At 67.4% G+C, this 25,345-nt stretch carries 42 protein-coding genes; 3 read left to right on the forward strand and 39 right to left on the reverse strand.

Features of this window, described 5'->3' with window-relative positions; genetic code table 11:
• Positions 1-159 precede the first annotated feature (159 nt).
• From IPG97_16155 to IPG97_16185, 7 genes are all read right to left on the reverse strand, one after another.
• A complete protein-coding gene (locus IPG97_16155) occupies positions 160-606 on the reverse strand; it encodes a hypothetical protein (GenBank protein MBK6858029.1) in 447 nt (148 codons plus the stop codon).
• Between the two features lie 1,056 nt (positions 607-1,662).
• A complete protein-coding gene (locus IPG97_16160; protein ID MBK6858030.1) occupies positions 1,663-1,866 on the reverse strand; it encodes a hypothetical protein in 204 nt (67 codons plus the stop codon).
• Positions 1,867-2,302: 436 nt separating this feature from the next.
• Positions 2,303-2,620: a hypothetical protein gene (locus tag IPG97_16165; protein ID MBK6858031.1), complete on the reverse strand. Its 318-nt coding sequence runs from the start codon at positions 2,618-2,620 to the stop codon at positions 2,303-2,305.
• Positions 2,617-2,763, reverse strand: a complete 147-nt coding sequence (locus IPG97_16170) for a hypothetical protein (protein MBK6858032.1) — start codon at positions 2,761-2,763, stop codon at positions 2,617-2,619. The genes IPG97_16165 and IPG97_16170 overlap by 4 nt, the downstream gene beginning before the upstream one ends.
• Before the next feature lie 263 nt (positions 2,764-3,026).
• The gene (locus IPG97_16175) at positions 3,027-3,119 is read right to left on the reverse strand and encodes a hypothetical protein (protein MBK6858033.1); all 93 of its coding nucleotides are present in this window, start codon (positions 3,117-3,119) and stop codon (positions 3,027-3,029) included.
• 204 nt (positions 3,120-3,323) lie between these two features.
• Entirely contained in the window at positions 3,324-4,868 is a 1,545-nt protein-coding gene (locus IPG97_16180) for a hypothetical protein (protein MBK6858034.1), read from the reverse strand.
• The gene (locus IPG97_16185; GenBank protein MBK6858035.1) at positions 4,865-5,212 is read right to left on the reverse strand and encodes a hypothetical protein; all 348 of its coding nucleotides are present in this window, start codon (positions 5,210-5,212) and stop codon (positions 4,865-4,867) included. The genes IPG97_16180 and IPG97_16185 overlap by 4 nt, the downstream gene beginning before the upstream one ends.
• A gap of 242 nt (positions 5,213-5,454) precedes the next feature.
• Between IPG97_16185 and IPG97_16190 the strand changes: the two genes are divergently transcribed.
• Positions 5,455-5,715: a hypothetical protein gene (locus IPG97_16190; GenBank protein ID MBK6858036.1), complete on the forward strand. Its 261-nt coding sequence runs from the start codon at positions 5,455-5,457 to the stop codon at positions 5,713-5,715.
• 5 nt (positions 5,716-5,720) lie between these two features.
• On the opposite strand, the gene IPG97_16195 is transcribed toward IPG97_16190, so the two are convergent.
• The 3 genes from IPG97_16195 to IPG97_16205 form a co-directional block, all read right to left on the reverse strand.
• A complete protein-coding gene (locus IPG97_16195; protein ID MBK6858037.1) occupies positions 5,721-5,882 on the reverse strand; it encodes a hypothetical protein in 162 nt (53 codons plus the stop codon).
• Entirely contained in the window at positions 5,879-6,097 is a 219-nt protein-coding gene (locus IPG97_16200; GenBank protein ID MBK6858038.1) for a hypothetical protein, read from the reverse strand. Before IPG97_16200 ends, IPG97_16195 begins: the two co-directional genes overlap by 4 nt.
• A 238-nt stretch (positions 6,098-6,335) precedes the next feature.
• Positions 6,336-6,608: a helix-turn-helix transcriptional regulator gene (locus tag IPG97_16205; protein MBK6858039.1), complete on the reverse strand. Its 273-nt coding sequence runs from the start codon at positions 6,606-6,608 to the stop codon at positions 6,336-6,338.
• Between the two features lie 63 nt (positions 6,609-6,671).
• Between IPG97_16205 and IPG97_16210 the strand changes: the two genes are divergently transcribed.
• Entirely contained in the window at positions 6,672-7,019 is a 348-nt protein-coding gene (locus IPG97_16210; GenBank protein MBK6858040.1) for a hypothetical protein, read from the forward strand.
• 312 nt (positions 7,020-7,331) lie between these two features.
• On the opposite strand, the gene IPG97_16215 is transcribed toward IPG97_16210, so the two are convergent.
• The 6 genes from IPG97_16215 to IPG97_16240 are packed head-to-tail and all read right to left on the reverse strand — an operon-like array spanning position 7,332 to position 9,647.
• Positions 7,332-7,796 (reverse strand): hypothetical protein, encoded by a 465-nt coding sequence (locus IPG97_16215; GenBank protein MBK6858041.1) that lies wholly within the window; start codon positions 7,794-7,796, stop codon positions 7,332-7,334.
• Positions 7,793-8,374, reverse strand: a complete 582-nt coding sequence (locus IPG97_16220; protein ID MBK6858042.1) for an N-acetylmuramoyl-L-alanine amidase — start codon at positions 8,372-8,374, stop codon at positions 7,793-7,795. Before IPG97_16220 ends, IPG97_16215 begins: the two co-directional genes overlap by 4 nt.
• The gene (locus IPG97_16225; GenBank protein MBK6858043.1) at positions 8,292-8,567 is read right to left on the reverse strand and encodes a hypothetical protein; all 276 of its coding nucleotides are present in this window, start codon (positions 8,565-8,567) and stop codon (positions 8,292-8,294) included. The genes IPG97_16220 and IPG97_16225 overlap by 83 nt, the downstream gene beginning before the upstream one ends.
• Complete coding sequence (locus IPG97_16230; protein ID MBK6858044.1) at positions 8,564-8,752, reverse strand: hypothetical protein; 189 nt, start codon at positions 8,750-8,752, stop codon at positions 8,564-8,566. Before IPG97_16230 ends, IPG97_16225 begins: the two co-directional genes overlap by 4 nt.
• 2 nt (positions 8,753-8,754) lie before the next feature.
• A complete protein-coding gene (locus IPG97_16235; protein MBK6858045.1) occupies positions 8,755-8,937 on the reverse strand; it encodes a hypothetical protein in 183 nt (60 codons plus the stop codon).
• A gap of 8 nt (positions 8,938-8,945) precedes the next feature.
• Positions 8,946-9,647 carry a hypothetical protein gene (locus IPG97_16240; protein MBK6858046.1) on the reverse strand — a complete coding sequence of 234 codons (702 nt, stop codon included), beginning with the start codon at positions 9,645-9,647 and terminating at the stop codon, positions 8,946-8,948.
• 446 nt (positions 9,648-10,093) lie between these two features.
• On the opposite strand from IPG97_16240, the gene IPG97_16245 reads away from it, so the two are divergent.
• Complete coding sequence (locus IPG97_16245) at positions 10,094-10,789, forward strand: hypothetical protein (protein MBK6858047.1); 696 nt, start codon at positions 10,094-10,096, stop codon at positions 10,787-10,789.
• On the opposite strand, the gene IPG97_16250 is transcribed toward IPG97_16245, so the two are convergent.
• From IPG97_16250 to IPG97_16360, 23 genes are all read right to left on the reverse strand, one after another.
• Positions 10,717-11,073, reverse strand: a complete 357-nt coding sequence (locus IPG97_16250) for a hypothetical protein (GenBank protein MBK6858048.1) — start codon at positions 11,071-11,073, stop codon at positions 10,717-10,719. The two genes, IPG97_16245 and IPG97_16250, sit on opposite strands and share 73 nt — an antisense overlap.
• Before the next feature lie 45 nt (positions 11,074-11,118).
• Positions 11,119-11,463: a hypothetical protein gene (locus tag IPG97_16255; protein ID MBK6858049.1), complete on the reverse strand. Its 345-nt coding sequence runs from the start codon at positions 11,461-11,463 to the stop codon at positions 11,119-11,121.
• Positions 11,463-11,762 carry a hypothetical protein gene (locus tag IPG97_16260; GenBank protein MBK6858050.1) on the reverse strand — a complete coding sequence of 100 codons (300 nt, stop codon included), beginning with the start codon at positions 11,760-11,762 and terminating at the stop codon, positions 11,463-11,465. Before IPG97_16260 ends, IPG97_16255 begins: the two co-directional genes overlap by 1 nt.
• Before the next feature lie 134 nt (positions 11,763-11,896).
• Positions 11,897-12,418 carry a hypothetical protein gene (locus tag IPG97_16265; GenBank protein ID MBK6858051.1) on the reverse strand — a complete coding sequence of 174 codons (522 nt, stop codon included), beginning with the start codon at positions 12,416-12,418 and terminating at the stop codon, positions 11,897-11,899.
• Positions 12,349-13,293 (reverse strand): hypothetical protein, encoded by a 945-nt coding sequence (locus IPG97_16270; protein MBK6858052.1) that lies wholly within the window; start codon positions 13,291-13,293, stop codon positions 12,349-12,351. The genes IPG97_16265 and IPG97_16270 overlap by 70 nt, the downstream gene beginning before the upstream one ends.
• The gene (locus IPG97_16275) at positions 13,290-13,718 is read right to left on the reverse strand and encodes a hypothetical protein (protein ID MBK6858053.1); all 429 of its coding nucleotides are present in this window, start codon (positions 13,716-13,718) and stop codon (positions 13,290-13,292) included. The genes IPG97_16270 and IPG97_16275 overlap by 4 nt, the downstream gene beginning before the upstream one ends.
• Complete coding sequence (locus IPG97_16280; protein ID MBK6858054.1) at positions 13,718-14,167, reverse strand: hypothetical protein; 450 nt, start codon at positions 14,165-14,167, stop codon at positions 13,718-13,720. The genes IPG97_16275 and IPG97_16280 overlap by 1 nt, the downstream gene beginning before the upstream one ends.
• A 30-nt stretch (positions 14,168-14,197) precedes the next feature.
• Positions 14,198-15,559 carry a hypothetical protein gene (locus tag IPG97_16285; GenBank protein MBK6858055.1) on the reverse strand — a complete coding sequence of 454 codons (1,362 nt, stop codon included), beginning with the start codon at positions 15,557-15,559 and terminating at the stop codon, positions 14,198-14,200.
• Positions 15,532-15,897 carry a hypothetical protein gene (locus IPG97_16290; protein ID MBK6858056.1) on the reverse strand — a complete coding sequence of 122 codons (366 nt, stop codon included), beginning with the start codon at positions 15,895-15,897 and terminating at the stop codon, positions 15,532-15,534. The genes IPG97_16285 and IPG97_16290 overlap by 28 nt, the downstream gene beginning before the upstream one ends.
• Positions 15,898-15,926: 29 nt before the next feature.
• Positions 15,927-16,970, reverse strand: coding sequence for a hypothetical protein (locus IPG97_16295; GenBank protein ID MBK6858057.1), 1,044 nt, complete (start codon positions 16,968-16,970; stop codon positions 15,927-15,929).
• Positions 16,945-17,268, reverse strand: coding sequence for a hypothetical protein (locus IPG97_16300; protein MBK6858058.1), 324 nt, complete (start codon positions 17,266-17,268; stop codon positions 16,945-16,947). The genes IPG97_16295 and IPG97_16300 overlap by 26 nt, the downstream gene beginning before the upstream one ends.
• A gap of 3 nt (positions 17,269-17,271) precedes the next feature.
• Positions 17,272-17,553 (reverse strand): hypothetical protein, encoded by a 282-nt coding sequence (locus tag IPG97_16305; protein MBK6858059.1) that lies wholly within the window; start codon positions 17,551-17,553, stop codon positions 17,272-17,274.
• Positions 17,550-17,918, reverse strand: coding sequence for a hypothetical protein (locus tag IPG97_16310; protein ID MBK6858060.1), 369 nt, complete (start codon positions 17,916-17,918; stop codon positions 17,550-17,552). The genes IPG97_16305 and IPG97_16310 overlap by 4 nt, the downstream gene beginning before the upstream one ends.
• Positions 17,919-18,035: 117 nt before the next feature.
• Positions 18,036-19,013 carry a hypothetical protein gene (locus tag IPG97_16315; protein MBK6858061.1) on the reverse strand — a complete coding sequence of 326 codons (978 nt, stop codon included), beginning with the start codon at positions 19,011-19,013 and terminating at the stop codon, positions 18,036-18,038.
• A gap of 1 nt (position 19,014) precedes the next feature.
• Positions 19,015-19,251, reverse strand: a complete 237-nt coding sequence (locus IPG97_16320) for a hypothetical protein (GenBank protein MBK6858062.1) — start codon at positions 19,249-19,251, stop codon at positions 19,015-19,017.
• A gap of 14 nt (positions 19,252-19,265) precedes the next feature.
• Positions 19,266-19,712, reverse strand: coding sequence for a hypothetical protein (locus IPG97_16325; GenBank protein ID MBK6858063.1), 447 nt, complete (start codon positions 19,710-19,712; stop codon positions 19,266-19,268).
• Positions 19,712-20,272 (reverse strand): hypothetical protein, encoded by a 561-nt coding sequence (locus tag IPG97_16330; protein MBK6858064.1) that lies wholly within the window; start codon positions 20,270-20,272, stop codon positions 19,712-19,714. The genes IPG97_16325 and IPG97_16330 overlap by 1 nt, the downstream gene beginning before the upstream one ends.
• A gap of 2 nt (positions 20,273-20,274) precedes the next feature.
• Positions 20,275-20,484: a hypothetical protein gene (locus IPG97_16335; GenBank protein MBK6858065.1), complete on the reverse strand. Its 210-nt coding sequence runs from the start codon at positions 20,482-20,484 to the stop codon at positions 20,275-20,277.
• Positions 20,485-20,570: 86 nt separating this feature from the next.
• Positions 20,571-21,917: a phage major capsid protein gene (locus IPG97_16340; protein MBK6858066.1), complete on the reverse strand. Its 1,347-nt coding sequence runs from the start codon at positions 21,915-21,917 to the stop codon at positions 20,571-20,573.
• 157 nt (positions 21,918-22,074) lie between these two features.
• On the reverse strand, positions 22,075-22,722 hold the full coding sequence (locus IPG97_16345) for an HK97 family phage prohead protease (protein MBK6858067.1): 648 nt from the start codon (positions 22,720-22,722) through the stop codon (positions 22,075-22,077).
• Positions 22,715-23,854, reverse strand: coding sequence for a phage portal protein (locus IPG97_16350; protein ID MBK6858068.1), 1,140 nt, complete (start codon positions 23,852-23,854; stop codon positions 22,715-22,717). The genes IPG97_16345 and IPG97_16350 overlap by 8 nt, the downstream gene beginning before the upstream one ends.
• 139 nt (positions 23,855-23,993) lie before the next feature.
• Entirely contained in the window at positions 23,994-24,362 is a 369-nt protein-coding gene (locus IPG97_16355; GenBank protein MBK6858069.1) for a hypothetical protein, read from the reverse strand.
• Positions 24,307-25,254, reverse strand: coding sequence for a hypothetical protein (locus IPG97_16360; GenBank protein ID MBK6858070.1), 948 nt, complete (start codon positions 25,252-25,254; stop codon positions 24,307-24,309). Before IPG97_16360 ends, IPG97_16355 begins: the two co-directional genes overlap by 56 nt.
• Between the last annotated feature and the right edge of the window lie 91 nt (positions 25,255-25,345).

The raw sequence follows: 25,345 nt of genomic DNA on the forward strand, positions 1-25,345 counted from the left end.
GATCACCTGGACGGTCCGCTCGGTGGCGACCAGGGAGAGCACCATTCGGGTCCGTGCCCCCGGAACACCCACCAAGGGAGTGCGGCTCCGAACTCTGAGAGTGGGGCGTTGCGTGTACCACGAGATCCACCACGGGACAACACTCGATCTACTCACCCCTCACCCTCTCGTTGTGCGCCCTGGCAGCAACCGCAAGCGCTTCCCAGTCCGCATTGCGGGGGCCGCCGTACCGCGCGTGCCGCCCCAGAGCAACTGCACGTCGTAAGACCTCGCGGGGTACTCGATGCCATTGCAGCTCCACGTCCCGGGACCGGACCACGTCGGGCATTCCTGGGTGGTCATGCTCAGCCGCCGTCTCACCTCGTTGCCGTTGCCGTAGCCATGTAGCCGTCGCCCGTGGCAAATGCCGCCGTCGCCGTGGCCGTAGCCGTAGCCGTGGCCGTAGCCGTAACCGTAGCCGTAGCCGTAGCCGTAGCCGTAGCCGTCGCCGTCGCCGTTGCCGTAGCCGTTGCCGTTGCCGTTGCCGTAGCCGTCGCCGTATCGCCGTAGCCGTCGCCGTCGCCGTCGCCGTAGCCCGTTGCTGTAGCCGCCAGAGTCCTCCCGCAACGGACGGCACACCTCGCCCGGTCATTCGAGATGCCCCGACCACGCCTCCAGCATCAGCGTGGATCGTCGCCACCACCGCCAACTCAAAAGCCGAATCTCCACGATCCCAAAGTAGGGTCCAGGACAGTCTCACCCAACGGCAGCGGCCCAGCCGCAAGCTCGCAGCCCAACAGACGTACCCCACCGGCCGGATGGTGCGTGCACCGGTCAAGGTGACCACCTCGTTCTCGTGGCGTGGTAGCTTGACCCACACTTATCCGCGCTGGCCCGATCACGATCCGCACCTCACCACCCACAGGGCGGACCGGTGCGTACTCGACACTTCATCAATCGTTACATTGCTCACTTTGCCTTCTCGCTTGTTGTTGTTGCTCATCGCTCATCGCTGCGCCTCCTGCTCGTCGTCGTGGAGCGGCGCGTCGAGCACCCCATACGTTCACCCCGTTACCTGGACCATCACCGCCACGATCCTGGTCCAGTGCCCACGCCCGATGGCGTCCGCTACGGCGGTCGACTCGACCTCCCGGTCAATCTCGTACCGTGCGACCTCATCCTCTGATCAACTCAGCGGTGTGCCTCGATCAGCTCCTTGACCGACGTCTCCTGGCCCTCGCGTGCCTCTTCCACGCGGCGGTGCCTGTCCGCGCGCTCTCACGAACCGTGGCGGCCCTGTCCTCCAACCACACGCCGTCACCCCATCTCCGCGCCTACGTTGGGCGCTCGCCTTAGCCCTGGCCCCCGTTACACTGCTTGCAGGTGTATGTCAGGCCGTCCTTGTGTTTCGCGTTGCGGTGGAACTCCGATGGCGGCTTCGCCTCGCCGCACGAACTGCACTGCTTGGTGGCTGGCTCACGGCGCTCAACTCGACCTCCACCACTGGACGGTCACACCCGCTCAGTCGACAGACCTGCCGTCATCCACCGGTCAGTCTGCGCCTCACACCGCGCCCCGGCGGCACTGCCAATCAGACCAGCACCGCACCCGCCAACGGGCCGGTGAAGGTGACCCGCCGAGCACGCAGCCGATCACAGTCGAGCCTGCGCGTCGTCGTGCGCTTCACCGGTCGCCGTCCTCGACTACCTCGTAGGTGACCTCGAAGATGTCCGGCTTGCACGGGTAGAACTCGCCCTGCACGCCCCGGATGATCCAGTCGCCCACATCGGCCCGCATGGTGCCTTCCAGGGTCGGGATGAGGGGCCGGACGCCCACCTCGCCATCAGGGCCGTCGAGTAGGGCCTGGCAGTCGTGGCGAAGAGCCACCCGGCCAGCTCGCCCCACGCTTGAAGGTCGGAGGGGTCGGGGACTTGGTGTGCCTCGACGGTGACCGGCTTCTTGCGGAACATCGCCATCACGACTCACCGTCCTTCAGCACCTCGACCGTGCCATCAGCGGAGAACATGACGTCCAGGGCCTCGCCTCCGTTGTCCCAGGCGATGACGCCCTCGACGGGTGCGTCACCTTCCAGACGGTGCGACCGGTCAGGCCACCGTCGCCGCGACCGCCTCCCCCCTGCACCCGCTCGGTCTCCGGCACGGGCACGGCCCGGGGAGCACGCACCTCCACCCACCGGTCCTCACCCGAAGTCGTTGTCAGGGTCAGTCGTCAACCGTGTTGGGCCACCCAAGCGCCGTGAGGCCGAACCGCACCTGCTCGCCGCACCTGCCCGGCCTGGGCGAGCCACGTCGGCACCCCGTCCTCATCGACCAGCCCCGACAGCACCGCACCCGGCCACGGCGGGACGGGGTGGCGTCCAGTTCGTCAGCCCAACTGCGGATGATTCGCTTGATTCCCGGGTCCTCGATGTAGCCGAGTTGGCTATCCAGCGCAGCCGGTTGGCGGCGTCTCGCAGGACGCCATCCGGCCACGGCGGGACGGGGGGACGGGCGGCGAAGCACGCCCACCGGACGACCGCCTCCAGCAGCTCCTCCAGCAGCTCCTCGATCAGTTCCCGGGACTCCGGGTGCGTCTCCGCGTGCCGACGGGCACGGGTCGTCAGGTCGTCGGTCTCGCTCATCGCTTCTCCCATTCAGCGATCCGCACACGACACAACGCCATCGCGGCCTCGTACTCGTCGGCATGGTCGGGTGCCCGGCGCTGCACCTCAGCGGTCAGGTCATCGAGGGTTGCCCCGTCCGGGTGCCAGCACCCGACACTCACCCCGTACCCCGTCTCAGTGCGGAACAGGGTCAGGTCTGGTCCTCGGACCCGATCAGGCCGACCGTCAGGACATGTCGGGCGTGGACACCCAGAGCGTTCCGTACACCTGAGCGTTCCCGAACACCTCAGCGTCCCCGAACACCTGAGCGTCCCCGAACACCCAAGCGTTCCCGACACCTCAGGTCCCCGGCCCCGGACACCCGAGCGCCCAAGCGGCCCCGAACACCCAAGCGGCCCCGAACACCCGAGCGTTCCCGTATACCTCAGCGGTCCCGGACACCTGGGCCGAGCCGGACACCTGGGCCGAGCCGGACACCCGGGCCGAGCCGGACACCCGGGCCGAGCCGGACACCCAGGCCTTCGGTCCGACGTAGGCGGTGTCATCGACTGACGCCGTGTCCTCCACCCAGCCGCCACCATTCGGGTGGCGATGCCACCCCGGACGTTCATCGCTCATCGCTCGTTCCTCTCTCGTCGTTCGGCCCGGTCCTCGACCAGGGCGAGCACGTAGAAGCACACGGCCAGGATCAGCGGCAAGGCCAGCGGCCACGTCACGGCGTTCACGACGCCACCGCCATCGTCAGGGCCTCATGGCGGGCCCGTGTCCACTCGGGCACCCGGGCCAACTGGCCGGGCGACAGAGACGGCAGCGCCGTCGGAACCTCCAGCAGGCGCAACGACGGGTCCCAGCGGCCACCACAGAACCGGGCGATGCGCTGGGCGGTCTGGCGCACCCGGTCGGACTTGCCGAGCCCGAACCGCTGCGCCAAGTCCAGGTCAGCCACCTCGACGGGCACGGCCTCGGCCCACATGGCCGGGAGCAGGCGCAGCAGTGCCACGGCCGTCGAGCCGACCACGGGCGTCCAGCACACCTCGACGTAGTCGGAGCGCAGCGGGTGGACGTTGCGGGCGGAGCGGGCAGCGGGGTGAGGATCACGACGCACCGCCCGTCGCCTTGCGCAGCTCCCATTCACCGTTGGAACGCAGGAACAGTGAGTGGGTGCCGGCCTTGATCGACTGGAGGGCGTCGAAGAGGGGCGGTCCACTCGTCGTCGGCCAGGTCCTTCGACGACGCTGGTGCGCTGGCCGGTCACCGCCTGGATCAGGTGGCGGCGCAACTCGTCACGGTCCTCGTCGGGGTCGGACGGCCACGCCTCCGCGACCATCGCCCACATCTTCTTGTTGCGGGCAGCAGGGTCCGGGGTGGCCGGGTTGTAGGCGTCGATCGCCGTGTTGATCTGTTCGGCCTGCTCGGCGGTGATGTTCCCGGACTTGAGCGGCGGTATCCCTGGGCCTTCCACCACTCGCCAAGGTCCTGCGGTCCTCTTGGGTGAGGCCGTCGATGCGGGTCTGGATGGCCGCAGGGTCGACGACGGCTCGACCACCTCGGCATCGATGATGTCGTTGTAGTCGTCCTCGCCGGGGAGCGGGGGCAGGTTCGACCGGGACGGACGTCGGGGCCGTAGGTGCGGCAGCCTTGGCCGGTGCGGTCCTGCGGGCCGGGGCACCTTGGCCTTGCGGGTCGTTGTCGCCTTCTCCGGCGGGGCCATGTCGGCGCGGCCAGAGCTGGCGATGTCGCCGTCAGCCACCAGGTCGCCGTCGGACAGCTCCTCAGGCGTGTAGCCGATCCCGCCGAGAACGTCGGCAAAGTTGTCCCGGCAAATTTCCCCGGTGGCGCGGGCGGCGAGCATGGCCCGCGGGTACTTCCGGTAGTTCTGGCCACCCGACAGGCCCGCCGCCTTGGCGTCGTCCATCGTCCAGGTGACCTTGGCGACGCGGTCCTCGGGCCAGTCGGCCCGGCGGGCGCAGATCGTGACCTTCGTGTTCGACTTCACCTCGAACCACAGGTCGTGGCCCGGCCCGATGCACGAGCGCCCGCATGAGCTTGGCGGACATGCACGGGCGCCGTTGATCACGGAGATCTCCGAGAGGGCCTGCATCGGCCCGATGCCGAGCTCGTGGCCGGTGAGCATGGCGGCCATGACGGCCTCGGGCTTGCCGCGAAGCCCGGCCGGGGCGAAGTCGGTGCGGGCGATCTGATCAGCGAGGCTGGCGGCCTGTGGCACCAGGTCGAACGAGCTGGCGGGGACGAGTGCGGTGCTCACGATGCAGCCTCCATGGCGACGTCGGCGGGGGTGATGGCGTCGTGCTTGGCGCCGAGGTCCCGGTCTTTCTGGTCCGCCAGGAACCGGCCGACTTGCTGGACGTAGAGGAAGGACCGGAACTGGGCAGGCCCGGCGTCGAAGGGGTAGAGGTCGTAGCCGTCGGCCCGGAGCCACAGCACGCCGCACCAGTCGACGGGCGGCATGGGGACCGTCTCGTTGTCGATGAGTGCCACCTCTGCGTGGCGGTAGGCGGCGAGCTGTAGGGCCACCTCACCGAACGGGCCGGACCGGTTGGTCTTGAGGTCGACCAAGCATCGGCCGAGACCCGGGAGGGTGGCGATCATGTCGAGCGTCCCGCAGTACCCGTGCTTGGCGGACCCGATGACAACCTCGGTGAGGGCGTCAGTTGGCTGCCAGTCATCGAGGAACGCGATGTAGGCGTCGACGTGGCCAGAGATCGGTTCGGGGACCTTCGACCTCTTCGCCGTGGGTGAGGAGTTCGGCGATCCGGTGGACCTCGGTACCTCGGTTGGCTGCCTGGTCGCGGTCCTCCCAGTGGACGCCCTTGAGGACTTCGGCGACCTTGGTGCGGGAGAGCTTGGCGGGCCACGGCGGACTTGGCCCGGGCGATCTCGGCGAGGTCGTCCACGAGCTGGTCGGCGGTGATGTGTTCGCCGTTCTGGTCGAGGCGGTCGGCGACGTATTCGGCGATGGTCTTGGCGGCCCAGCCGATGAGGGCAGGCTTGGGAAGCCCGTCGCCGATGATGGTGGTGACGCCTGGGAGCTTCTGACCGTTGAGCCGGTAGCTGTGGTTGCGGCCGTGCTGTCGGCGCTCGAGGACGGGTAGGTCGGTCATCGTGTGCCTCCAGCGGTAGTGCGGCCGAGTGCGGTCATTGCCTGGTCGTGTGCGGTGATGGTCCGGCCCTCGCGCAGGGACTCACGGCAGCGGGCCAGCCAGTGGAGGCCTCGGGCCTGGTCGGCGGGCCTGATCGGGGACGTGATGGCCGCGGTCATGCGGGCAACCCAGCGACACGAGCAGCGGCCTGGTCGTGGGCCTCAGCGAGGATCTCCACGAGGCCCTCGCCGTCGTAGCACACCAGCTCGATCACTGCGCCAGGCAGGTCGAGTGTCAGGGTGATGGTGCCGTGACTGGTGCGAGGCCCGACGGTGATGACGGGAGGCGGATCGCCTGGCATCAGATCGACACGGATGGTCGTTGATGGGGGCATCTATGCTCCTAGTTGGTTGGTGGCCCGCCCCGGCTGTGGAGGTCGTGGGGCGGGCCGTCTGCTTTTTCGGGTGGCGGATGGCCGAGGTCCGAAGCGATCGGACGAGTGCGCGTGGTGGGCTCAACCCAGGCCCGGCCCCGGCGCTACCGGGGTCCATCACTCGTGGCTCGGCCACCCGGCGAGAGGTTGGGCAATAGGGGAGGGACCCAACCTCTCGCCCGGCATCCGAGCGCCGGGGTCAAGGTCTTCGTTGCCGCCTCACGAGGCCACCTCCTGGCCGGTGCCCCACTAGATCCCAGAACAGAGCGCCCGGCGGAACCCGCAGGGCGGCGGCGAGCCGGTAGGCGGTCTTTGTGCTTGCGCCGTGCGGCTCCACTGAGTGGGTTAGGCCGGAAAGGGTGTTGGGTGCGACGCCTGCCGCCTCGGCCACCTCGGTCCGGGTCATGCCCCTAGCGGTGAGCCACGCATCGAAGGCGTCGGGGTTGATGGTGTGGCCCTTCGGTCTTGCCATGCGGGGACCCTACCGAAGTTTGCCGAAGTTTGCAACTATCGGTTTACCGAACAGTTTTCCCAGGTGAACCCAACGACACCCCGGGCCCTGGCCCGCTTCACGTCCGGCAAGGTCTGCTCGTCTAGGCCAACGTGCGCCATGGAACAGGCCACCGCATGGGAGGGGATGATGGACGACCTCGCCCGGTGTGTGGTCGGGCCTGATGGGCGACCGATGGACGAGGATCCGCGGGCACAGGCGGTGGCGGTGGGGGTCGCGGAGATAGCGGCGCTGCTCAGGGTGGAGGCCCAGACGGCGCGCAACTGGCGGACGCGGGGTGTGCTCCCTGAGCCGGACTGGACGGTCTCGGGTGGCCCTGCCTGGTCGTGGCCGAGGGTCGCGGCGTGGGCGATGCGGACCGGGCGACTCTGACCCCTGGCGCGACAAAAAGGCCCCGCGCTCAACCCCTGATGGGGGAGCACGGGGGCCTTTGCGTCTGACCGGGAGGCGGGAACCCGGTCAGATCATGGGGACGATCACTGGCCAGTCGTTGCGCCGCCAATCGGTGTCTGGGACCTGCCAGCGGTCGATGACCTCGGGGGAGATGAGCGCCTCGAGCACCTCCGGAGCAGGCAGGCCGGGGTCCGTCGATGGCCAGTGCCGACACCAGCTCGGGGACGGTCGCGCCTTTGCCCCACGATCCCCAGTCGAGGGCGATCAGCTCAGCGAGCACCCTGCCTGGCGTCATGCCGGGGCGATGTCTGGGCCGCGGCGGGCCGTGTCGGTGTGTCGGGCGATGTCGTCCACCCGGCCAGCGATCGACGCGTCGACGGAGCGGATAGCGGTGTATTCGGTGCGGATCATCACGTCTAGTCCGGCCGACACGATGGCAATCTGGTTGCCGAGTCGTGCCATGGCGACCTCGGTGCGGTCCGCGACATCACGGAGCGACGAACCGTCGTTGGTCCGCACCTCGTGTTCGACGCGCTCTAGTCGGTCGTGGAGTGGTGCGGTGTGCGGGTCGAGGACGGTGTCTATCCATGTCGCGAGCGGGTCAGCGACGAGGTGCGCCCACAGCCAGCGGATCGGTCGGGAGATGAGCGGGAGTTTCGCCGCGGCTGCGATGGTGACGAGCGCTCCGGCAACAGCACCGACCGTTATCGCGGAGTCCCTCAGGGTGATGAGCCACGGGGCCACGTCGGCGGTCACCGTTGGGCGTGGGGGTCGTTGCGTACGGCGTCCTCTCGGGAGGCCCCGACCTTCTCTGCGATGGCCACCAGCCAACCCCGGAGCGAGCCGTAGAACTGTTTGAGCTGCTCGGCTTGCTCGGCGAGGAGCTGCTCGCAATGTGCGGCGCGGAGGCCAGCGGCACGGGCTTCGGCGAGGGCGTCGGCGAGCATCTTGCGGTCAGCGTCGGTCATGTCAGTGTCCTCGGTGGATGGTCCGGTGGGTTCGGTCGGCCCGGCGGGTCCGTCGATCCCGGCGAGCTTGGCTTGGAGTAGCGGGTAGATGAGGGTGCCGGGGCAGGTCTTGCCCTTCTGGCTGTAGTCCTTGTGGCCGCTGATCTTGGGTCGGCGTTGGAGCTTGCCGAGCCGGATGCCCTCACCTATGAGCCAGCGGGTCGAGGCCCATTGGGCGTCGGTGGCGGGCCATTTGTCGCCATGCCCAAGGAAGCAGACCCCGGCAGCGATGGAGTTGCGGCCCTCAGTGTGCGCCGGAGCGCCCCCAGCCGCGGCCCTCGAAGATCCGTCCCGACGGTGCGATGAGGAAGCTGTAGGCGATGCCATCCCAGCCCCTCGATGGTCCGACGTGGAACGCTTCGATGGCCCGTATCCAGCCCTTCTCGGTGCCCTCGCTGGCCGGGGCACGCTGCGACCCGGCTTCGGTGTGGATCACGACCTCACCCCACGGGAGCTTGGCAGACACGTCGCTGCCACGCTTGGGGCCTGCACCCCATTGGGCGCGGGTGATGACGTTCACCGTTCGGCGTCCTCGGGTAGCCCGGTCAGCGAGGTGAGCAGGCTGAGGATCGTGGCGAGCGCAACAGTGGATGCGACGAGCGGCCAATCGACTTGGGCGACCAACGTGGCGGCACCTATGACACCGATGGCGGTCTGTGCGGCGGTGCGCACGGCACGGACGATGGCTGAGCGAGTGAATAGCATGGTCAGTCTCCTGTGTCGTCGGTGTCGAGCAGGTCGAGCACCAGTCGGATGAGGGCGTTGGTTTCGCGGGTGAGCCGTGCGACCTGCGCCCGCTGTTGTGCGGCGGTCGGGGTGGCGAGGGCGAGGTAGTCCCGGTTTGCGTCGAGCCGTTGGCGTAGACGTTTGATGGTGCCGTCGTGGTCCATGGTGCCAATCAATCCGTGGTCATGTGAATCTCAGGAAGTCGAACGATGCGGTGACGGCGATCCCTGCGTGTTCCTGCCCGACCACGACGCCAGCCCCGGTCACGCTGCCGATCCAGTGACGCCAACGTCACCGATCCAACCATGATCCATCGGTCGCCGTCATCGCTGACCCAGCGGCGCAGATTCACGCCGTCATTAGTGAGCTTGAGGTACACGTGACCCACGCCGGCCGGGACTCCGGTCGTCGGCGTAGCGGAATCGAACGAGGTGAACGAGTTGGCCCTGTGCAGCTCCAGGTCCTTGCCTGGGCCGTGGAGGTGTACCAGCCATTGCAGGATGCGTCCGGTGCCGCTGTTGTACAGCACCAACCCAGCGTTGGAGTGATTGGTGAGTTCGCCGCCCACGGTGATCCGAGTGGACACGGACGTGAAACTGGGCAGCGTGGTGAGCAGCGCCCGCTGGTTGTACCCGGACGCTGCAGCCTGGCATGTCATCAGGAGGCGACCGTCGCTGATCGCTGCCGGTGGACGTTCCTTGGTTGTGCCACGTCCCCACCACGGGGACCCGTCGGCCATGTCCCAATACTCTTGGTCGTAGGCGGACGGCGAAACTGGCGGCACCATTCCGGGCTCAACTGCACCACCAGCCCCCAACGGCCCGACCTCGGCGCCGGTCTCGTCGCGGACGTAGAGGCCGTCGGTGCGGGCCACGAGCCGCTGGTGGTCGGCAGCGGGGGTTGGTGACGGCAGCGGTTTCGGGGAGGTCGACGAACCCAGTGGTGATCTCGCCGTAGCGGGGCCGTCTGGTCGCCGGGGTCGACGCCGCCCCGGTAGACGTCGGCGAGGTTGATGTCGCCGTCGGTGGTGGCGGAGGGGCCGGCCGACCGCGGTGGACCACGTCGCCTGTGGCCGACGAGCTGTTGCCGATCGCGGTGGACCCGACGCCTGGGCCGACGACATGAGGCCGATCGCGGTGGACCGTCGCCGCCTGGGCCGACGTCATGGGGCCGATCGCGGTGGACATGTCGCCTGTGGCCGACGATACGGGGCCGACAGGGTGGACACGTCGCCTGTGGCCGACGAGCCGGGGCCGAGTCGCCTGGACCTGGCCGGAGCCAAGGGATCCCGTCGGGTCCAGCACATCCCACGAGCCGGGGGTGGCGACGGCTGGGCAGCCCGGTCGACGGGGCCGTAGCGACGTACAGGCCCGAGCCCGTCTCGAACACGACATCGCCCACGGCGTAGGTGGCGGCGACATCCCACGTGCCACGGTTCGTCTCACCGGGCAGCAGGCCCACCGATTCGACGGGCACAGCGCCCACGTCCACGGCCGACAACGGATCAGACCCGTCATGATGGTGGGACGCCTCGTGCGCCGTCGGGGGGCGGGCATTGGTGAGCCGAGGGTCGTTGCCCTCAGCCGCCGTGCCCGCCGTGGTGCCGTAGGTGACGGTCAGCGTCCGATCCGCCGACAGGTCCCCGCCGCCAGTCAGCCCGGTCCCGACGGGATCGCGAGCCGTCGGCACCGCGCCCACGTCACCGGCGTCGAGCACCACAACGCCGGTCTCACCGTTCACCGACGCAACCGCACCACCGGAAGTGGCGAGCTCGTCTATCGCTTCCTGCACTGTGTCACCGGCCAGACCCGACACGGTGTGGTCGTAGGAGACAGCCGTAGCCGGGTGTGCGTCGGCAGCGGTGCGGCCGCCCAGCACGTTGTGGGCGGTCAGAGGGCCAAACGACGTGTCATCGTCGCCCGCAGGGTTCCAGGTCATGTCGGTCATCGGGTCACATCCCCTTGCACGATCAGCACCGCACCATCGTTGGTGCCAGTACCAGTACCCGCCCCGTAGGTGGTGGTCCTGGCACCGTCCACGACCTGCACGTCGTAGACGTACCGGCCCGGCGTGATCGTCGCGGTCGTCGCAGCTGGCAACGTGAGCGTCACCTCACGCCCCGGACCGTCCGTGACCGTCGCCGTCCAGGACGCCACCACCGTCGAAGACTCGACATGAGTGCGGATCTGGGACGTGACCGTGACACCGGTGATGTCACCGGACCCGCCGAGCGTCCCCACCACCGTCCAGTCGTCCCCTCGGGTGCGGGTCACCGTCGAGCTAGCACCAGCACACGTCATACCCCTGTCCTCTCACGTTCTGGCATCCCCGGTCGGGATGCACGGTCAGACACCGCAGTCACCGGGCACCACGTCAGCGACACAGACCAGATGCGCCGACAACGTCCAGTAGACGGTGTCGACAGCGTCGACGATCTGCACCGTGATCCCTGCGCCCTCATGGAGCGCCATCTGGATCGCACCGGACCCACCACGCCTACTCGCCCCGTCGGCGGACTGCTCATAGATCACAGACTGATAACGGCACGCCGGAGGGTCCTCACCATCCCACTGCCAGTTAGGCCCACTGACCCGCAAATCGAACACGTCCGACGAATCGGCGGTCACCTCCACCGAATAGATCCCAGCAGCCGAAACCACCAAACCGTCACCAGATCCGTTGTCGGTCATCAGCAGCCCCGGTGACGACGCCAACGCCCACTGCATCTCCGAGGACGGCGACGTATCCCCTGGATGCACGCCGTCGAATACGCCCCACCCGTGCCACCAGCCGCAGCCACCCACCTCTTAGCGGTCGCGTCATAGGTGAGAACATCGTTGTCCTCGACCTCCCCGGCCCCGTCGTAGGTGATGTCCACGTCGAGCAACTGGTGCAGGTACTTGACGAGCCGCAGATCTCGCAGCCGACGCTCCAACGTGAGGACACGGCGCTTCACCTCGGCGATCTCAGAGACGATCGACCCGGCCATCACGCCCCCATCCACGGGGATAGCTCGATCCTGAACGCCGCGGCCGCAGGATCAACGGTCTTGGACACGACCCGCCATGTGGCGGCGATCTGAGACGGGCCGTCATCGACCTCGACCCGCACCCGATCCTTAATTTACAACGTCGCCACCAGATCCATACGGACCTGAGCCGACAGCGACTCCGACAGCGACGACGACGCCTGCGCCGCCGCGTAGATCGCCCGGTTCTCGAGGTCATCCGCCGACGTGCCGGTGGGGGCGGCGGAGTAGGACTGGAGGACCAGCCCACCGAACAACGTCACATCGTGGTAGGAGCTCGTGAAGCCCTCGTCGTTGGCGACCACCCACTCCGTTACCGGGTGAGTGAGGCCCGAGGTCCATGTCCCCCACGACACCACAGGCGGACTCGTTCCCTCAGCGGTCAGTGTCAGGTCGCCGGGGTCATGGGCGAACCCGCGGGTAACCCAGCAGCGCCCCACCCGCACCGTCTCCGTCAACGCGAAGTCGCATTCGCCGTACCCGGACTCGACCACCATGCGGGCCACCTCGATGACCTGCACATCGGGACGACGCCACGATGCCTCCATTACCCCGTCGATGCTGCCGTCGATCCACGCTGACAGGCCGAGATCAGCGACACGGGCGAATGCCTCCATCCACATGTCACGGACCGGGATCTCTTCGACCTCGACCTCGGTCTCATCCATGCCAACAGAGGTGGGCGAGATCTGGGCGGACACCTTGCGCACCACCACGTCCTCGGCTGCGCCGCCCTCCCCCCGACAGACATGAACCACGACCTAGGCGCACCACCAGCCCCGTACGCGGAAGTGAACGTCGTGTGGATCACAGCCGTCACCCACCGGCCACGCGCCAGGTCCCCGGCGAACACCATCGACCCTTGTTGTGGGTCACCCGCCGATGGGGACGCCAGAGCGGAGAGGATCACGTCACCGTCGGGCACCCCAGCCTTGATCCACACCTCGGCGGTGAACCGCCAATCGGATGTCCGGTAGGAGAATTGGCCCCCGGCCGTGAACGCCGTCGACGTCACGTCGAGGAACGGTGACCACTCGCGGGTGCCACGGATCTGCTCACGACCCCACACTGTTTCGTCGCCGTCGATCAGACGGGCATCCAGCCAGTACTCAGGGCCAGCGACCTCGACGGTCAGCGTCGGCCCGGCGATCGACCGGGACACCGACACGATCGGCCCCCAATGCATCACCCGCCCGGCGTAGGAGATCTGGATCTCACGCTCGACCCGCAACAGGTCATCGGCGACGAACGAATCATCGGGGTAGGTGGCGTGATGGTCGATGACGACGGTCGCGGATGACGACCCGATCGCGTCCATCTTCTCGGACCACTGGCATGACACGATCTGATCGGACGGGATCTGTGCGACACGCCCCGACGACCCCGCGTAGGTGATCCACACCTCCAGGTCCGCCGATGCCATCTCGGTGGAGACCGCGCCACGGGTGCCGTGGGTGATGTTGCCCGCTGGGGCGGTGACCGTGACGGTCATGTCACACCGAGATCCATCGACAGGGTTAGGTCGGTGCCGTCGAGGGTCACGATCGCAGCGCCGCCCGAGTCATACAGCACCCACAGCGGTACCGACGTGGCGTCATCGACACCGGCCTCGAACCCGACGAACGCCGCGACCTGCTCGGCGGTGCCACACGACGCCCACACGACAGCCGACAGCGGCAGGGTCCAGCGGCCCGACGAGAACACCGGGGTGCCTGTCACCAACGACGCCCGGCTGTACCCGACCGCCGTCAGCTCGCAGCCACCAAGGGCCAGGTCGGTCAAGGTCGTGTCGGTGGCGTCGAACGACCAGCCCATCCCGTGCTCGATTGCGAGCACCTTGTCATCGGCGCGGGCATCCCACCCCGACGGGGTGAGCGTCTCCAGCCCGGACCGGTACCACGACACGACCAGCGCCATCAGACCACCACCGTCATTTCGCCCGTTGTGCCCAGCCACCTAAGCGACATCTCGATATAGCCGTGAGGCAGCGACGACAGCCCGTCATCGGACGTGCCCATCGGGCGCCCCACGATCTCGCGGTGGCCAATCCCCGGCAGCCACAGCCACAGAGACCCGACACCGGTGGCCATCGCGTCGAACTCGGCGGCCAACGCCACCCACCACGCGCCAGCGGCCGCGTCATCACCCGGCGTCCAAATCTCCACGTCGAGACTGATATCCAACGGGGCAGCAACATCACGACCCACAGCCACACCCGCCGACATCGAGCGTTGCGCCGTCTGAGACGACACAGACGGGCCAAGCCCATTGACCTTCACCAACGACACCTCAGGGTTAGCGGTGCCATCCCCGCACACCAACGACCCCACCCCGAACTGGTACACACCCGACAACGGAGACGGCATTAGTGAGACACCCCCACCCTCATCAACCGATCAAACTCCGGACCCGATCAGGTCGACGGTCGCCCACGGGGTAGCCGCCTCGTTCACCGTCACGTTCAGGGTCCGCGGTCCGGCCGCCGACTTCGCTTGGCCGCGACGGTCACGCTCGTTGAACGCCGCCTGCTTGCGCTGATCCACCGCCCACTGCTCAGGCGTGAACACACGACCCGACTCGCCAGGATCTAGCCGCAGAATCTCCGGGCCGTTCTCGCCCACCGGATACACCCGGCCCGCTCCGACACGGCCACCGATCGCACGACCACCACGGTTCGCCTCATCAGTCCCAGACAAGGCGATCTCCATCGCCCTGTTGATCGCGTCCACCGCCTGGAGGCGGGTCTGTAGCTCGATCGTCCACGGGCGGGCCGTCAGAGAGTTGAGCTGCTCGGCCATCTCCAAGAGTCGCTGGCGCACCGGCGACCCCGGCTCCATCTGCCCCGCCAACTCCAGGAGCTTGACGATCTGGCCATCCAAAGCGCCCTTCGAGTTTGCCAGCGCAGTGTCCAGCTCGGCCTGCGCTATCGCCTGCGCCACAAGCGCATCGGTGACCTTGCGCTCAGCACCCTCGACCGCTGCCCTCGACTCGACCACCGCCGCTTGCTGATCCACGACCCGCTGCTGAGCGGCCGCCACCTGATCTTGGGCGTCACGCACTCGGCCAGCGGCCTCTGTCACCCGGTCGTTTGCCTCGACCACACGGGCCTGAGCATCCACGACCCGCTGGGCTAGGGCCTCCTGGACCTCGACCACACGGGCCTTGGCCTCGGCCAGCGCTTCCTCGGCGGTGCGCTCAGCATCAGCGGCGGCGGCGATCGCATCCTTGGCCGCGGTGACCTCCTCGGACTGCTCAATCCCACGGGCCTGAGCCTCCGCCAACTCCTCGGCCGCGTCACCGTTGCGTTCCTGCGCCTCAGCCAGACGCATCTCAGCCCGCTCTACACGGATCTGAAGCCGCTCACGTTCCTCCGCCCACTCTTTGCGGGCCTCAGCGTTGCGCCGCTCCCGCTCCACCGCAGCCTCGGCGGACTCACCGGGCTTGGCCTCGTCAATATCTGGGCCAGCGGCCAGGGCCTCGCGGGCATCTCGCAGGTCGAGGACGGCCTCTTTCTCATCGAGGACCGCCGACCGGGCAGAGGTGGCCAGATCCTCCAGGACCTCAGCGGCGCGCTCACGGGCCTCGGTCAAATCCTCCTGAGCGGCCTTGCTGTCGCGCTGCGCCGATGCAAGATCCTTCTCAGCGTCAACGACCCCCTCGTGGGCGTCCTCCAGCTCCTTGGTCCCAAACTGAAGATCACGCTGGGCGTCCGCTAGGTCCTCAGCGGCCGCTACCGCCCCCTGTCGTGCGTCAGCCAAACCCTTCTCAGCATCAGCGACACCACGGGCGGCGTCAGCCACCCCTTACGGGCCTCGGTCACGCCACGCTCAGCGTCAGCCACCCGATCCTGAGCGTCAGCCACCCCAGCCCGAGCAGACTCCACGCCCTCCTCGGCGGACCGCAGACCATCGACGGCGGACCGTGCAGCGTCAGCCGCTGCCTCCTCTGCCGCCAGATCACGGGCCAACGCAGCCGAAGCCTCAGCGGCCCCCGCACCCGAGGACTGGTAGTCCTCTAATGCACCCGTCAGCTTGGCCACCGACATGATCGTCGGGTCGACACCAGTCGCCGCCAGCGCCTTCTCAGCGTCCGCCACCGACATACCAGACCGCTTAGCGGCCTCCTCTATCCGATCGGCGGCATCCTCGTACGCCTTGGCCCGACCCTCAGCCGCCTTCTTCGCCTCGGCCGTCTCGCGGTCAGCGTCGATGTCGAACAGGTCGCCAGGGTCAGGCAGGCCAGCGAACGACCCCCAGCCTCCTTGATCGCATCACCCCACGCCCTGGTCTCAGCGGCCGTCTGGCGCAGGCCCGCAACCGTGCGACCGTTCGCCTGATCGAACTGGTCAGCCCACTGATTCGCCGCACCGCGGCCAGCAGCACCCCACTGATTCCACGCAGCAGCACCAGCCACCAGCGCACCAGCCAGCGCACCAGCGGCGACACCAGCGCCCGTCATCTTCTGCGCCGTCGTCGCCGTCTCCGACCCGTACGCACGGACAGCACCAACACCAGACCGCAACAGGCCGACACCCTCAGCGACCTTCGGCCCCAACAACCCGAGACCCACCACCAGCCCCCCTATGCCGACCACCCCGGTCTGCATCGGAGCAGGCAGCGCACCAAACGCACTCGCCAGACCCGCTATCCCCTTAGCGGCCGTAGCGGCAGCAGGCACCAGCGACGTGCCAATGGAAGCCGCACTGTTCTCTAGCTCGGCCTTCGCCCGCTTGGACGACATCGCCAACCCGTCAGCCTCCCGAGCCGCCGCCCCCGACGCCTTACCCGCGCCGGCCAGCATCAGCGAATAGGTCGCCAGCGCCTTCTCCTGGGCGGTCAGCTCACGGGCCGACGACTTGCCCGTCTCGGCCAACGCCTGCTGCTCCACTGCCGCCGCGTTGATCGTCGGAACAAACTTCTGCAAGGCGTCGTACTCGCCCCCGAACGCAGCCGTCTGCGCCTCGATCACGTCCACCGGATTCGCGTTGTGGAAGGCCGCGAAGTCACCAGCAAGGGTGATCATCGACTTAGACATCTGCGCCGACTTGGCGGCCCCGACGCCCATCTGGGTAAACAGGTTCCCGAAGGTGGATGCGGACTCCAGCGCCTCACGCTTCGACAGGGCGAGCGCCTCGGTCGCGCCCTCAGCAAACTGATTGATGATCCCCACCGACTCCCCCGAATACGGCGTTCGTTTTGGCTTGCGCCTCCGCCAGCTCGCCAGCGGCTTTGGTCGACGCACCCAACACCGCCACCGTGCCGCCCAACACGATCCCGCCCGCGACCTCACGGGCGTTACTCAGTTTCGCCGCGTAATCATCGGCCGACTTACCGAGCTTGTCGCTCTCCTTGGCGGTCTTGTCCACCGCCTTGTCGACAGCCGACAACTCCTTCTGGACGCGCTTGAGAGCGGCCAGCGTCTGCTGGTCCCTCGTCGTAATGTCGATCGTGAGAGCGCGCCCCGCCACCCCTCAGACCTCCACGGCCTCAGGCTGCACGGCAGGGAACAGCGTCAGCGACGACGCCACCAAAGCGAACGACGCCAACGCATCCACCGACTGACGGACCCACAACCAATGGACCACCGCCAGATCAGCGAGTAGCACCGCCTCGCCCCGCTCCAAGATCCCCAACACCGCAAGATCGAGGTCCTGCCCCGTCTCCATGCGGAACTGCATCGCATCCAGCCCCGTGACCTTCGCCAGGTCCACGACCTGCTCGGACCCGTCGACCGTAACCGTGATCTGACTCACTCGAACCCCCCAGGGAAAGCCGCCTTCAGAGCGGACTCGTAACCGGCCGCATACAGGGCCTCGACCTCATCGACATGGGCAGCGATCGCATCGTTGATCGCATGCGGCCCCTGACCGGCCACACCAGCCGTCCACGAGTTCCCCACCCACGGCGGGGCCTGCCGTGCGGGAGAGTCACGGTACCGCTCAGCCGCATACCAACCGGTCCGGCGAGACATGCCCCAGAACGCAGCCTTGGCATAACCAGGGCCACCAGAGATCGCCAGACGGGCCGTCGACTGAGTGCCACGGGCCTTGATCGCACCCGCAGCCAGGACCTGCTGACGGGTGCCAGAGCGGGCACCAGACCGCGCCCACTCCGACACCTCCTCAGCAACCTTCTTGTTCGCCTTGCGCTGCTCGCGGGCCAGCCCCCTGAGACGACGCCTTGAGGCCAGCGATCAACTCATCGAGGCCATCGACCTCGGCAGAGACCAGCGCCATCAGTACGCCGTGTCGGTGGTCTGGTACTCCAACGTCCACGCCGGATCGGTGCCGTTGTCCAGCACCCGGAACGGCAGAGGCTGTTCGGGTGTGGTGTCCAGACCGACCTTCGGGCTAGACCCGGTGAGCTGGATCAGCGGGAACGTCGCCCGAAACAAGAAGTCGAACCCAGTCTCGATCTCGGGACCGGTGAAGGTGATGATCAGATCTTCGAGCTCGGTCCCGGCCAGCCACGCGTCCTGCCACGAATCGGAGTCGTAATCCAGCGACAGCGTGCCAGTCGGCTCCACACGGGTATTCAGCACCGGCTTCTCGCGGCCGCCCGCGCAGATCCGCCAACGCTCCATGTCGAGCCCGGTCGGGATCGTGAAGTCAGCGGAGCGCAGGCACTCAGAGTTGCCAGCAAGCGACACCACACAGTCGATGTCACGGTAGACATGCGACGAAGTGGGGTAAGACGGGGTGACCGACGCCGCCGCAGTGTCGAGCGTCTTGTAGGCGAACGTCGACTTGAGGACCGGCAGGCCCTTCGCCGTCAGGGCGAGGTTCAGCGACTCGGCCATGCACCCGAGGTAGTCGTGATGATTCACCGTGCCGCCCACATCAGCGCGGCCAGCATGGATCGTGAACGACTTCGCGGGACCGGTCGTGGTCGGCGTGAACGTATGCAGCCGGGTCAGAGTCGCGCCACCCGGCGTGGTGGTCGCCACAGTCGACGCCACCGACGCCAGCACCAGGCCGAGAGACTTGGCCATCAGGTCCAGCGTCAGTACATGCTGACCACCACGAGGCACAGCCACGGAGCGGCCCGTCGGGGTCGCCACCGTCGCCGGGCGCATCCCCCTGGACTGAAGAAACTCGACGTTCGGGGTGGCGTCATCGGTCTGGTTTTCGATGCCGCGGGTCAGAGTGGTGGCCTTGGTGCCCCAGGCCACCGCCTCCTCGCCGATCGTCCAGAAGTTGTCTTGGATGCCCATTTCAGCCCTCCAGGCCGGTCGGGTCGGAGTCGCCAGCGGGCGCGGGCGACGGGTCAGCGGCCTCAGGGGCCGACTTCTTCGCCGGGGCCTTCACAGGCTCCACCGGCTCGAACGAGCCACCCAGCGACGCCACCACGGCATCGTCCAGGTCGAATACGTCCCCAGGCTCAGGGACGAACGGCGGCACGCCCTCAGGCGCAAAGATGTACCCGGCCTCGCCGGTGTAACGGACCTTCATCGAAGGCTCCTCTCTCAGTTGAGACGGGCGGTCACGTCGACCACCACACGCGCCGTCCCGATCGGACCCTCAGGGGTCTGACCGCACGACATCGACTTCTCCGCCACCCACCCGAACAGCACCCCGTCCAGATCCGACAGGGCCGGTTCATCGGCCAGAACGTCCTGGATCGCCGCCACGACGGCCGACGTGCGGCACAGCGTCGAATCCAGATCACCCCGCCCTGTTATGACCACGATCAGAGGCAGCCGGAACGACTCATCGCGCACCTGTCGCCCCGACTTCATCACCGGCCGGTCCTCGGTGGACGACAGTTCATCCACGAACACCATTTCAGGCTTGCGGTGCAGATCCCCCGGCCAACCAGTGTGAACATCCACGCTGCCAATCAGCGACGGATGGACCCGCAACAGCGACACCAGCCGCTCCACGGCAGACCACCACACCGTCGTCTCCGCCATCACGCCACCCCCGGCAGCCAATACCGGGCACGCACCCCAACCAGCAGCCGGTCAACCTCCAAGAACCCAGTGGGGCGACCAGCAGACCAGTCCGGGGTCGAATACCTCGTAGTGCCGCCGTCGAAGCTCTGAGCCAACACGTCCCGAGACGTACCGGACCCCGACGCCGCCACGACACGCCCGACGTACTCGGCGCACGCGTGTAACACCTCCTCGGGCGGGGCGTCCAGACCGACCTGGACCGACACCGTGACCACCCCAGGACCAACCGCCACCGACGGATACACCACCGACCCCGAGAACTTGTGGGTGCCAGACACCGCCACCCCGTCGACCGCCACCGACGTAACGGACCGCACCGGCCCATCCACCGCCAACGACACCACAGGGGACGGAACAGCAACCCGCACCACCGAGGCCCGAGGCACCATCGGCACCCCGACGAACCGCTCCGCCAACGCCTCGAACTCCGACACCAGCCGGTCGATCTCGGCGTCAGCAACACCGGACAGCAACGCCATCCGACGCTCACGGGCCTCAGCAGCGGTCAGGTACGCCACGCTCAGCCCCTACGGGTCCGCTTCACGGGCGCAGCCTCGACGGCCTGCTCCACCTCTGGGGCATCCACAGCGGCCTCACGGGAGCCGACAACCCCGGCACGCACACCGAACCGGGCTAGCTCCGCATCCACCTCGGCCACACGGCCAGACAGCCCACGCAGCACATAGCCGTCACGCTCCACCAGCAGGGCCGCAACATACGAATCGGACACAACACACCTCCAACGAAGCGAACATGGTGGGAGGTGTGGGCCTGGGGGGAGGCATCAGCCACCAACCCAGGCCCACACCAACCGACCTAGAAGGTCGGCGTAACCAGACCGGTGCCACCGACAGTGGCGATGGCCTTCGGGTAACGCCCGGCCGTGGTGGCCGAGTAGCCGTAAGCAACGAGCTTCACGGTCAGGTTGCCGCCGTTGGTCTGCTCGAAACGCAGCTCACGGGGGGCACCGTCGCCGTCCTCCCACAGGAGGATGTCGTCAGCCTTCGCCACGATCACCAGGTCCTCATTGGTGCCGGCACCGAGGTCGGTGGCCATGTTGGCGTCGGTGACGACGGGCAGACCGAACAGCGACCCGACGACCTGCCCGTACTCGGCGGCAACACCCACACCAACAGCGTTGGAGGGGGCGTTCAAGCCGATGAGGGGACGGTTGGTGGTGTCCACGGCAGCGGTCAGCCAGCCCCACCGGCGGGGGTGCATGAAGATCGCGGTGGCAGGCATGAACCGGTTCGAGTTCACCCGCTGCACAGCGTCAGCCAGCTTCGGGAAGAACTCGGCCACAGTGGGGGACGCGTCGGTGTAGGTCACGGCCTCGATCCCGGCAGTGCCGGTGATGGCGGTGTACACCGAAGTGTCCAGCACGGTCGCATAGTGCGAAGCGAGATCACCGAACACCACCAGGTCGATGCCAACCCCACGCTCCAACGCCTGACGGGAAACGTCCTGCTGGCCGGCAATGGTCTGGAGAGACACGGCCAGGGTGGTCTCATCGAAGTTGGTTTCCGACACGGCGTCGTTCTCGGCCGCCTGGACGGCGGTGGTGGTGCCGGTGGTGCCACGCGGGACGTTGAAGGTCATCCCACCAGCAGGCAGCGGGAGCCGACGCACCGAGTTGGCGATCGGGCGACCAGCCCGAGCGATCGGAGCGAACATGTCCACCAGGTACTGCGGTGGAACCAACGCACCGAACGCACCGGTGCCGACGTCGCGGGTCTCCAGCGCCATCCGCTGATGACGCTCCAGCCGCTCCCGGGCCTGCCAGTCGCCACCGAACTCGGAGCGGTAGGCATCCTGAAGGAACGAGTGCTCACCACCGTCGCGGTACACGACAGGCTCAGCGCCGACACGGATCTCAGGGGACCCGTTAGGGGCAGGGAAGCGGGCAGCCACAGCGTCAGCAGCAGCACGGGCCTCTTCGAGCGCAACGAGCTCGGCCTCACGCTCCTGAAGCTGGGCGAGATCGGCATCAGCGGCAGCGACGGCGGAACGGGCCTCGTTGAACTGTGCGGTCTCGGCATCGCTGAGTGCTGAATCGTCTCGGGCCTCGGCCGCAGCGATCACCGAATCGATGACGGCCATGTGGCCGGCGCGAGTGTCGAGGCACTCACGGATAGAAGCTCGGATCTGTTCGAGCAGGGTCATGACAGGACCTCCATGGGTCACGTTGGTTGGCACCCGTGCCGGGCGGCGCGGGTGAGTCGTGGCTCAGGTGGACCGCAGGTGGACCGCAGGTGGTGCCCCCTAGAGGGGTCCGGCGTGCGGTTCGGCGTGCAGCCCGGCGTGGGCCGGGAGTGGCTGCCTAGATAGACAGCCGGGCACGGACAGCCGAAGCCATCCGCAGATCAAGACCGCGCACCGACGGCGCTGGCACGTCGTCGCGCACCTGGGCGACGGTCGCAGGATTCGCCGGGTAGGTCACCAGCGAAACATCGAACAGTTGGACCTCGATGATCCGCCGCACGAGGTAGTCCGCATCCCACTCCTGACGGATCACACGGAAAGCGAAGGACATCTCATCGAGATCGCCTCGCTCCATCGCGGACAGCACCGACGCCACCAGCGGAGACGAACGGTCAAGCGAGGCATCACACCGCAGGCCCACAGCGTCGGACGCCAGCGTCAGCGTCTTAGCGGCCGTGCGTGCCAGAGGTAGGCCCTCATGGTTCACCAGGAGACGCACGTCGTCACGCTCGACCACCGACTTAGCGCAAGCACCCTCAACGATCACCTCAGACCAGCCGCCACGCTCCGGGCCACCAGCCACGTCATAAGGGAACCCGTACACCGTGGCGTACCCCGACATCGACACGCCGCCGTCCTCATCCGCTCGCACCTCGGGCACAGCGAACCGCCGGGCCTCCACAGTGCGGCCACGCTGCACCACCGACAGAGACGACATGTCACCACCCAGACGGGCAGCGACCACATCAGGCAACAACTCAGACATCTGACCCTCCAGGTCCGTTCAGCGCCACCGTCTGGGCACCGACACCGCCAGGCAACGGTGGACGATCCTCATGCTCGCGAGCCTCATCCGGCGTCCCCCAACCGCCACGGATGCGCAACGCCTCCACCTCCGCCTGCGTCTTCAAGTCCACCTTCACCAGCGCCCCGGTGTTGACCTTCACGTATTCCGACGGCGGCACCATCGAGGACACGAACTCCTCCATCAGAGTCACCCACCACCCCGCGTTATAGGTGAGGTAGTTCAGCGACCGCTGCTCGACGTTCGCGTACGTCTGACTGTTACCGGACTCGCCACCGATCATCTCCGGCGGCACCAGGAAGAACCCGGCGATGTCGGCCTTGTTCGCCTTGATCGTCTCCAGGAACTGGGACTCCTCCGGGCTCACCTGGATCGCCTCGTAAGTGACACCCAACCCGAGCACCACCGGCTCACGACCAGACACCGCAGCCCTAAACCGCTCCTTGATCGTCGCCGCCTGATCCTGGGTTACCGGCTGGTCTGTCGACAGCACCGCCGAAGGGTGAGCGCCATCGCTGAACCACCGGCGACCGAACTCGCCAGCCGACAACCCCAAGCCCGTCATCGACGCCGCGTACTGCAGCGGGGACAACCCGATAGGCGACCCCGGAACAGTGAACGCAGGCCAATGCACCAAGTCATCACCGACCGGACGGCCATCAAGCAACCACTGCACCGACCCGACACCAACCGGCCGAGCCGACATCCTCGACGGAGACAAGATCTCCATCTGCACCGGATACCCCAGCCGGTCACGAGCCGCCACCAGACCGAACACGTTCCCGGCCGTCAACCACGACATCAGCACCTGACGACGCCACCCGATCGCATGCATGTGCAACCACGGAGCCGACAGCAGCGGGGACGGCCGCTCAACCTCCACCGGCACACCAGCCGCCCGGCGGTACTGCTTCACCGGCAACGCCGACAACCGAGAGATCAGATCCATACACGACCACACCGCACCCAACCGGAGCGCCTGGTCCACATCCGACACGGCACCATGACCGCCACCAGACCGACGGACACGCTCAGCCGCCAGCACCTCAGCCAGCGACCCGACAGAACGACGCTCAGGGCGGAACAAGCTCATGCCCGCACCTCAACCGCGGCGACCAAAGCCACCCCGGCCACCACCAAAGCCAACGGCACCGACCACATCGACACACCGACCACCACAAGGGCGAGACCGAACAACTCGAGCAACACGTGCACCATCGGCTCCTCTCCCCTCAGTAGACGCTCATCGACACATCAACAGCAGGCATCGACACAGCAGCGTGATGGGCCAACACCACAGCCACCAGCGGCGACATGTCATGGTCCCCACGACGATCAATCAGCAGGGCATCCCCCGCCTTGCGCTTCTCCGCCCACGACACCGCCGACGACAACTCCGGCCGGTCACGGTGCACCACTTCCTCATCCACCACCGCATCAAAGAACCCCGCCGTAGCCAGCTTCAGGGCGGCAAACGCGACCCGCGTCACCGTGACTCCAGCAGCCTCCAGATCACCGATCAGCGCGGCCGCTGGACCCGCCTCATCAATCACCACCCGGCGCACTGCCCCATCGGCCACCAATGCGGCCACCTCGGCCACGACCCAGCCGGTGCCGGCGCCAGTCGCCACCACATCGACCCCGATACCACCCTCCACGGCACTCGCCAGCCACCGCCACAGACGACGATGACCGATCCGGCCGCACCTCCACCGCAAGATCCACATCACCGGCCAGCCACCCCGGCCGCCCAGCACGACGCCCCGACTCCCCGCTGCGACATGCCGACCAATCAGCCTCAGCGATCACAGACCACTGAGGGCCCAACCCGTTGTCAGGGTCAGGGAAGATCCCGAGCCGCTCACGAGCAAACTCGGCATCGGTCAGATTCGACCGCTCCACCGTCCCAATGAACTCCTCAGTGATCAGCGACCCGAGCGACGGGTTCCCCTCCAACCACGCTCCACGATCATCTAGCGCCCCAGCAACAGCATCGGCGTCAGAAGCATCGACATCGACGGACCACTCGGCGTAAGTGATCTCACCCGCACGACCACGGGCGATGATCTTCCGCAAAGCATTCGACTCGGCCACCTCCAACGGGGCCGAGCTCGTCCACCACAGCTGCGGATCAGGACGGGCCGACATCGTTGGCAGCAGGGAACCGGAGATCGTTGATGTAGTAGGCCTCGTCCAGGACCACCCGGTCCCCGAGAAGCCACGACCACCACCCTTCGAGCGGGCCTTGAACTGGAGCCTCTTTCCGCTGCGAAGCTCGATCCGCTCCTTGCCGTTGCTGTCGTAAATCCCCTTGACCTCGGCCATCAACTCCGGCGTGGTCTCCACCAGAGTCCTGATCCTGGTGAAGTGCTCCAGCGACGTGTCGAACCGGTGCGCCGTGTGAGTGATCAGATCCACCGCGTCATCGAGGAAGAGCCAGTACAGCTCCGCAGCCTCCAGCACCCCGCCCTTACCGTTCTGGCGAGGAACCACCAACGCAACCTCGAACGAAGCGCAGAACCCTTCGGCGGTCTCCAGCTAGTGCGGCGTCGAGAACCAGTTCCTGCCACGGGGCACCAGGCCG

The sequence above is a fragment of the Microthrixaceae bacterium genome, assembly GCA_016702505.1.
GTDB lineage: Bacteria > Actinomycetota > Acidimicrobiia > Acidimicrobiales > Iamiaceae > Aquihabitans.

Bases quoted from the DNA above. Each gene is read 5' to 3' on its own strand.
- IPG97_16165 (MBK6858031.1), bottom strand. From the start codon at position 2,620: ATGAGCGAGACCGACGACCTGACGACCCGTGCCCGTCGGCACGCGGAG.
- IPG97_16185 (MBK6858035.1), bottom strand. From the start codon at position 5,212: ATGATCGCCACCCTCCCGGGTCTCGGCCGATGCTTGGTCGACCTCAAG.
- IPG97_16195 (MBK6858037.1), bottom strand. From the start codon at position 5,882: ATGACCGCGGCCATCACGTCCCCGATCAGGCCCGCCGACCAGGCCCGA.
- IPG97_16200 (MBK6858038.1), bottom strand. From the start codon at position 6,097: ATGCCCCCATCAACGACCATCCGTGTCGATCTGATGCCAGGCGATCCG.
- IPG97_16205 (MBK6858039.1), bottom strand. From the start codon at position 6,608: ATGGCAAGACCGAAGGGCCACACCATCAACCCCGACGCCTTCGATGCG.
- IPG97_16220 (MBK6858042.1), bottom strand. From the start codon at position 8,374: ATGGCATCGCCTACAGCTTCCTCATCGCACCGTCGGGACGGATCTTCG.
- IPG97_16230 (MBK6858044.1), bottom strand. From the start codon at position 8,752: ATGCTATTCACTCGCTCAGCCATCGTCCGTGCCGTGCGCACCGCCGCA.
- IPG97_16235 (MBK6858045.1), bottom strand. From the start codon at position 8,937: ATGGACCACGACGGCACCATCAAACGTCTACGCCAACGGCTCGACGCA.
- IPG97_16250 (MBK6858048.1), bottom strand. From the start codon at position 11,073: ATGACGTGTGCTGGTGCTAGCTCGACGGTGACCCGCACCCGAGGGGAC.
- IPG97_16255 (MBK6858049.1), bottom strand. From the start codon at position 11,463: ATGACCGACAACGGATCTGGTGACGGTTTGGTGGTTTCGGCTGCTGGG.
- IPG97_16260 (MBK6858050.1), bottom strand. From the start codon at position 11,762: ATGGCCGGGTCGATCGTCTCTGAGATCGCCGAGGTGAAGCGCCGTGTC.
- IPG97_16265 (MBK6858051.1), bottom strand. From the start codon at position 12,418: ATGGAGGCATTCGCCCGTGTCGCTGATCTCGGCCTGTCAGCGTGGATC.
- IPG97_16270 (MBK6858052.1), bottom strand. From the start codon at position 13,293: ATGACCGTCACGGTCACCGCCCCAGCGGGCAACATCACCCACGGCACC.
- IPG97_16275 (MBK6858053.1), bottom strand. From the start codon at position 13,718: ATGGCGCTGGTCGTGTCGTGGTACCGGTCCGGGCTGGAGACGCTCACC.
- IPG97_16280 (MBK6858054.1), bottom strand. From the start codon at position 14,167: ATGCCGTCTCCGTTGTCGGGTGTGTACCAGTTCGGGGTGGGGTCGTTG.
- IPG97_16315 (MBK6858061.1), bottom strand. From the start codon at position 19,013: ATGGGCATCCAAGACAACTTCTGGACGATCGGCGAGGAGGCGGTGGCC.
- IPG97_16320 (MBK6858062.1), bottom strand. From the start codon at position 19,251: ATGAAGGTCCGTTACACCGGCGAGGCCGGGTACATCTTTGCGCCTGAG.
- IPG97_16325 (MBK6858063.1), bottom strand. From the start codon at position 19,712: ATGGCGGAGACGACGGTGTGGTGGTCTGCCGTGGAGCGGCTGGTGTCG.
- IPG97_16340 (MBK6858066.1), bottom strand. From the start codon at position 21,917: ATGACCCTGCTCGAACAGATCCGAGCTTCTATCCGTGAGTGCCTCGAC.
- IPG97_16345 (MBK6858067.1), bottom strand. From the start codon at position 22,722: ATGTCTGAGTTGTTGCCTGATGTGGTCGCTGCCCGTCTGGGTGGTGAC.
- IPG97_16350 (MBK6858068.1), bottom strand. From the start codon at position 23,854: ATGAGCTTGTTCCGCCCTGAGCGTCGTTCTGTCGGGTCGCTGGCTGAG.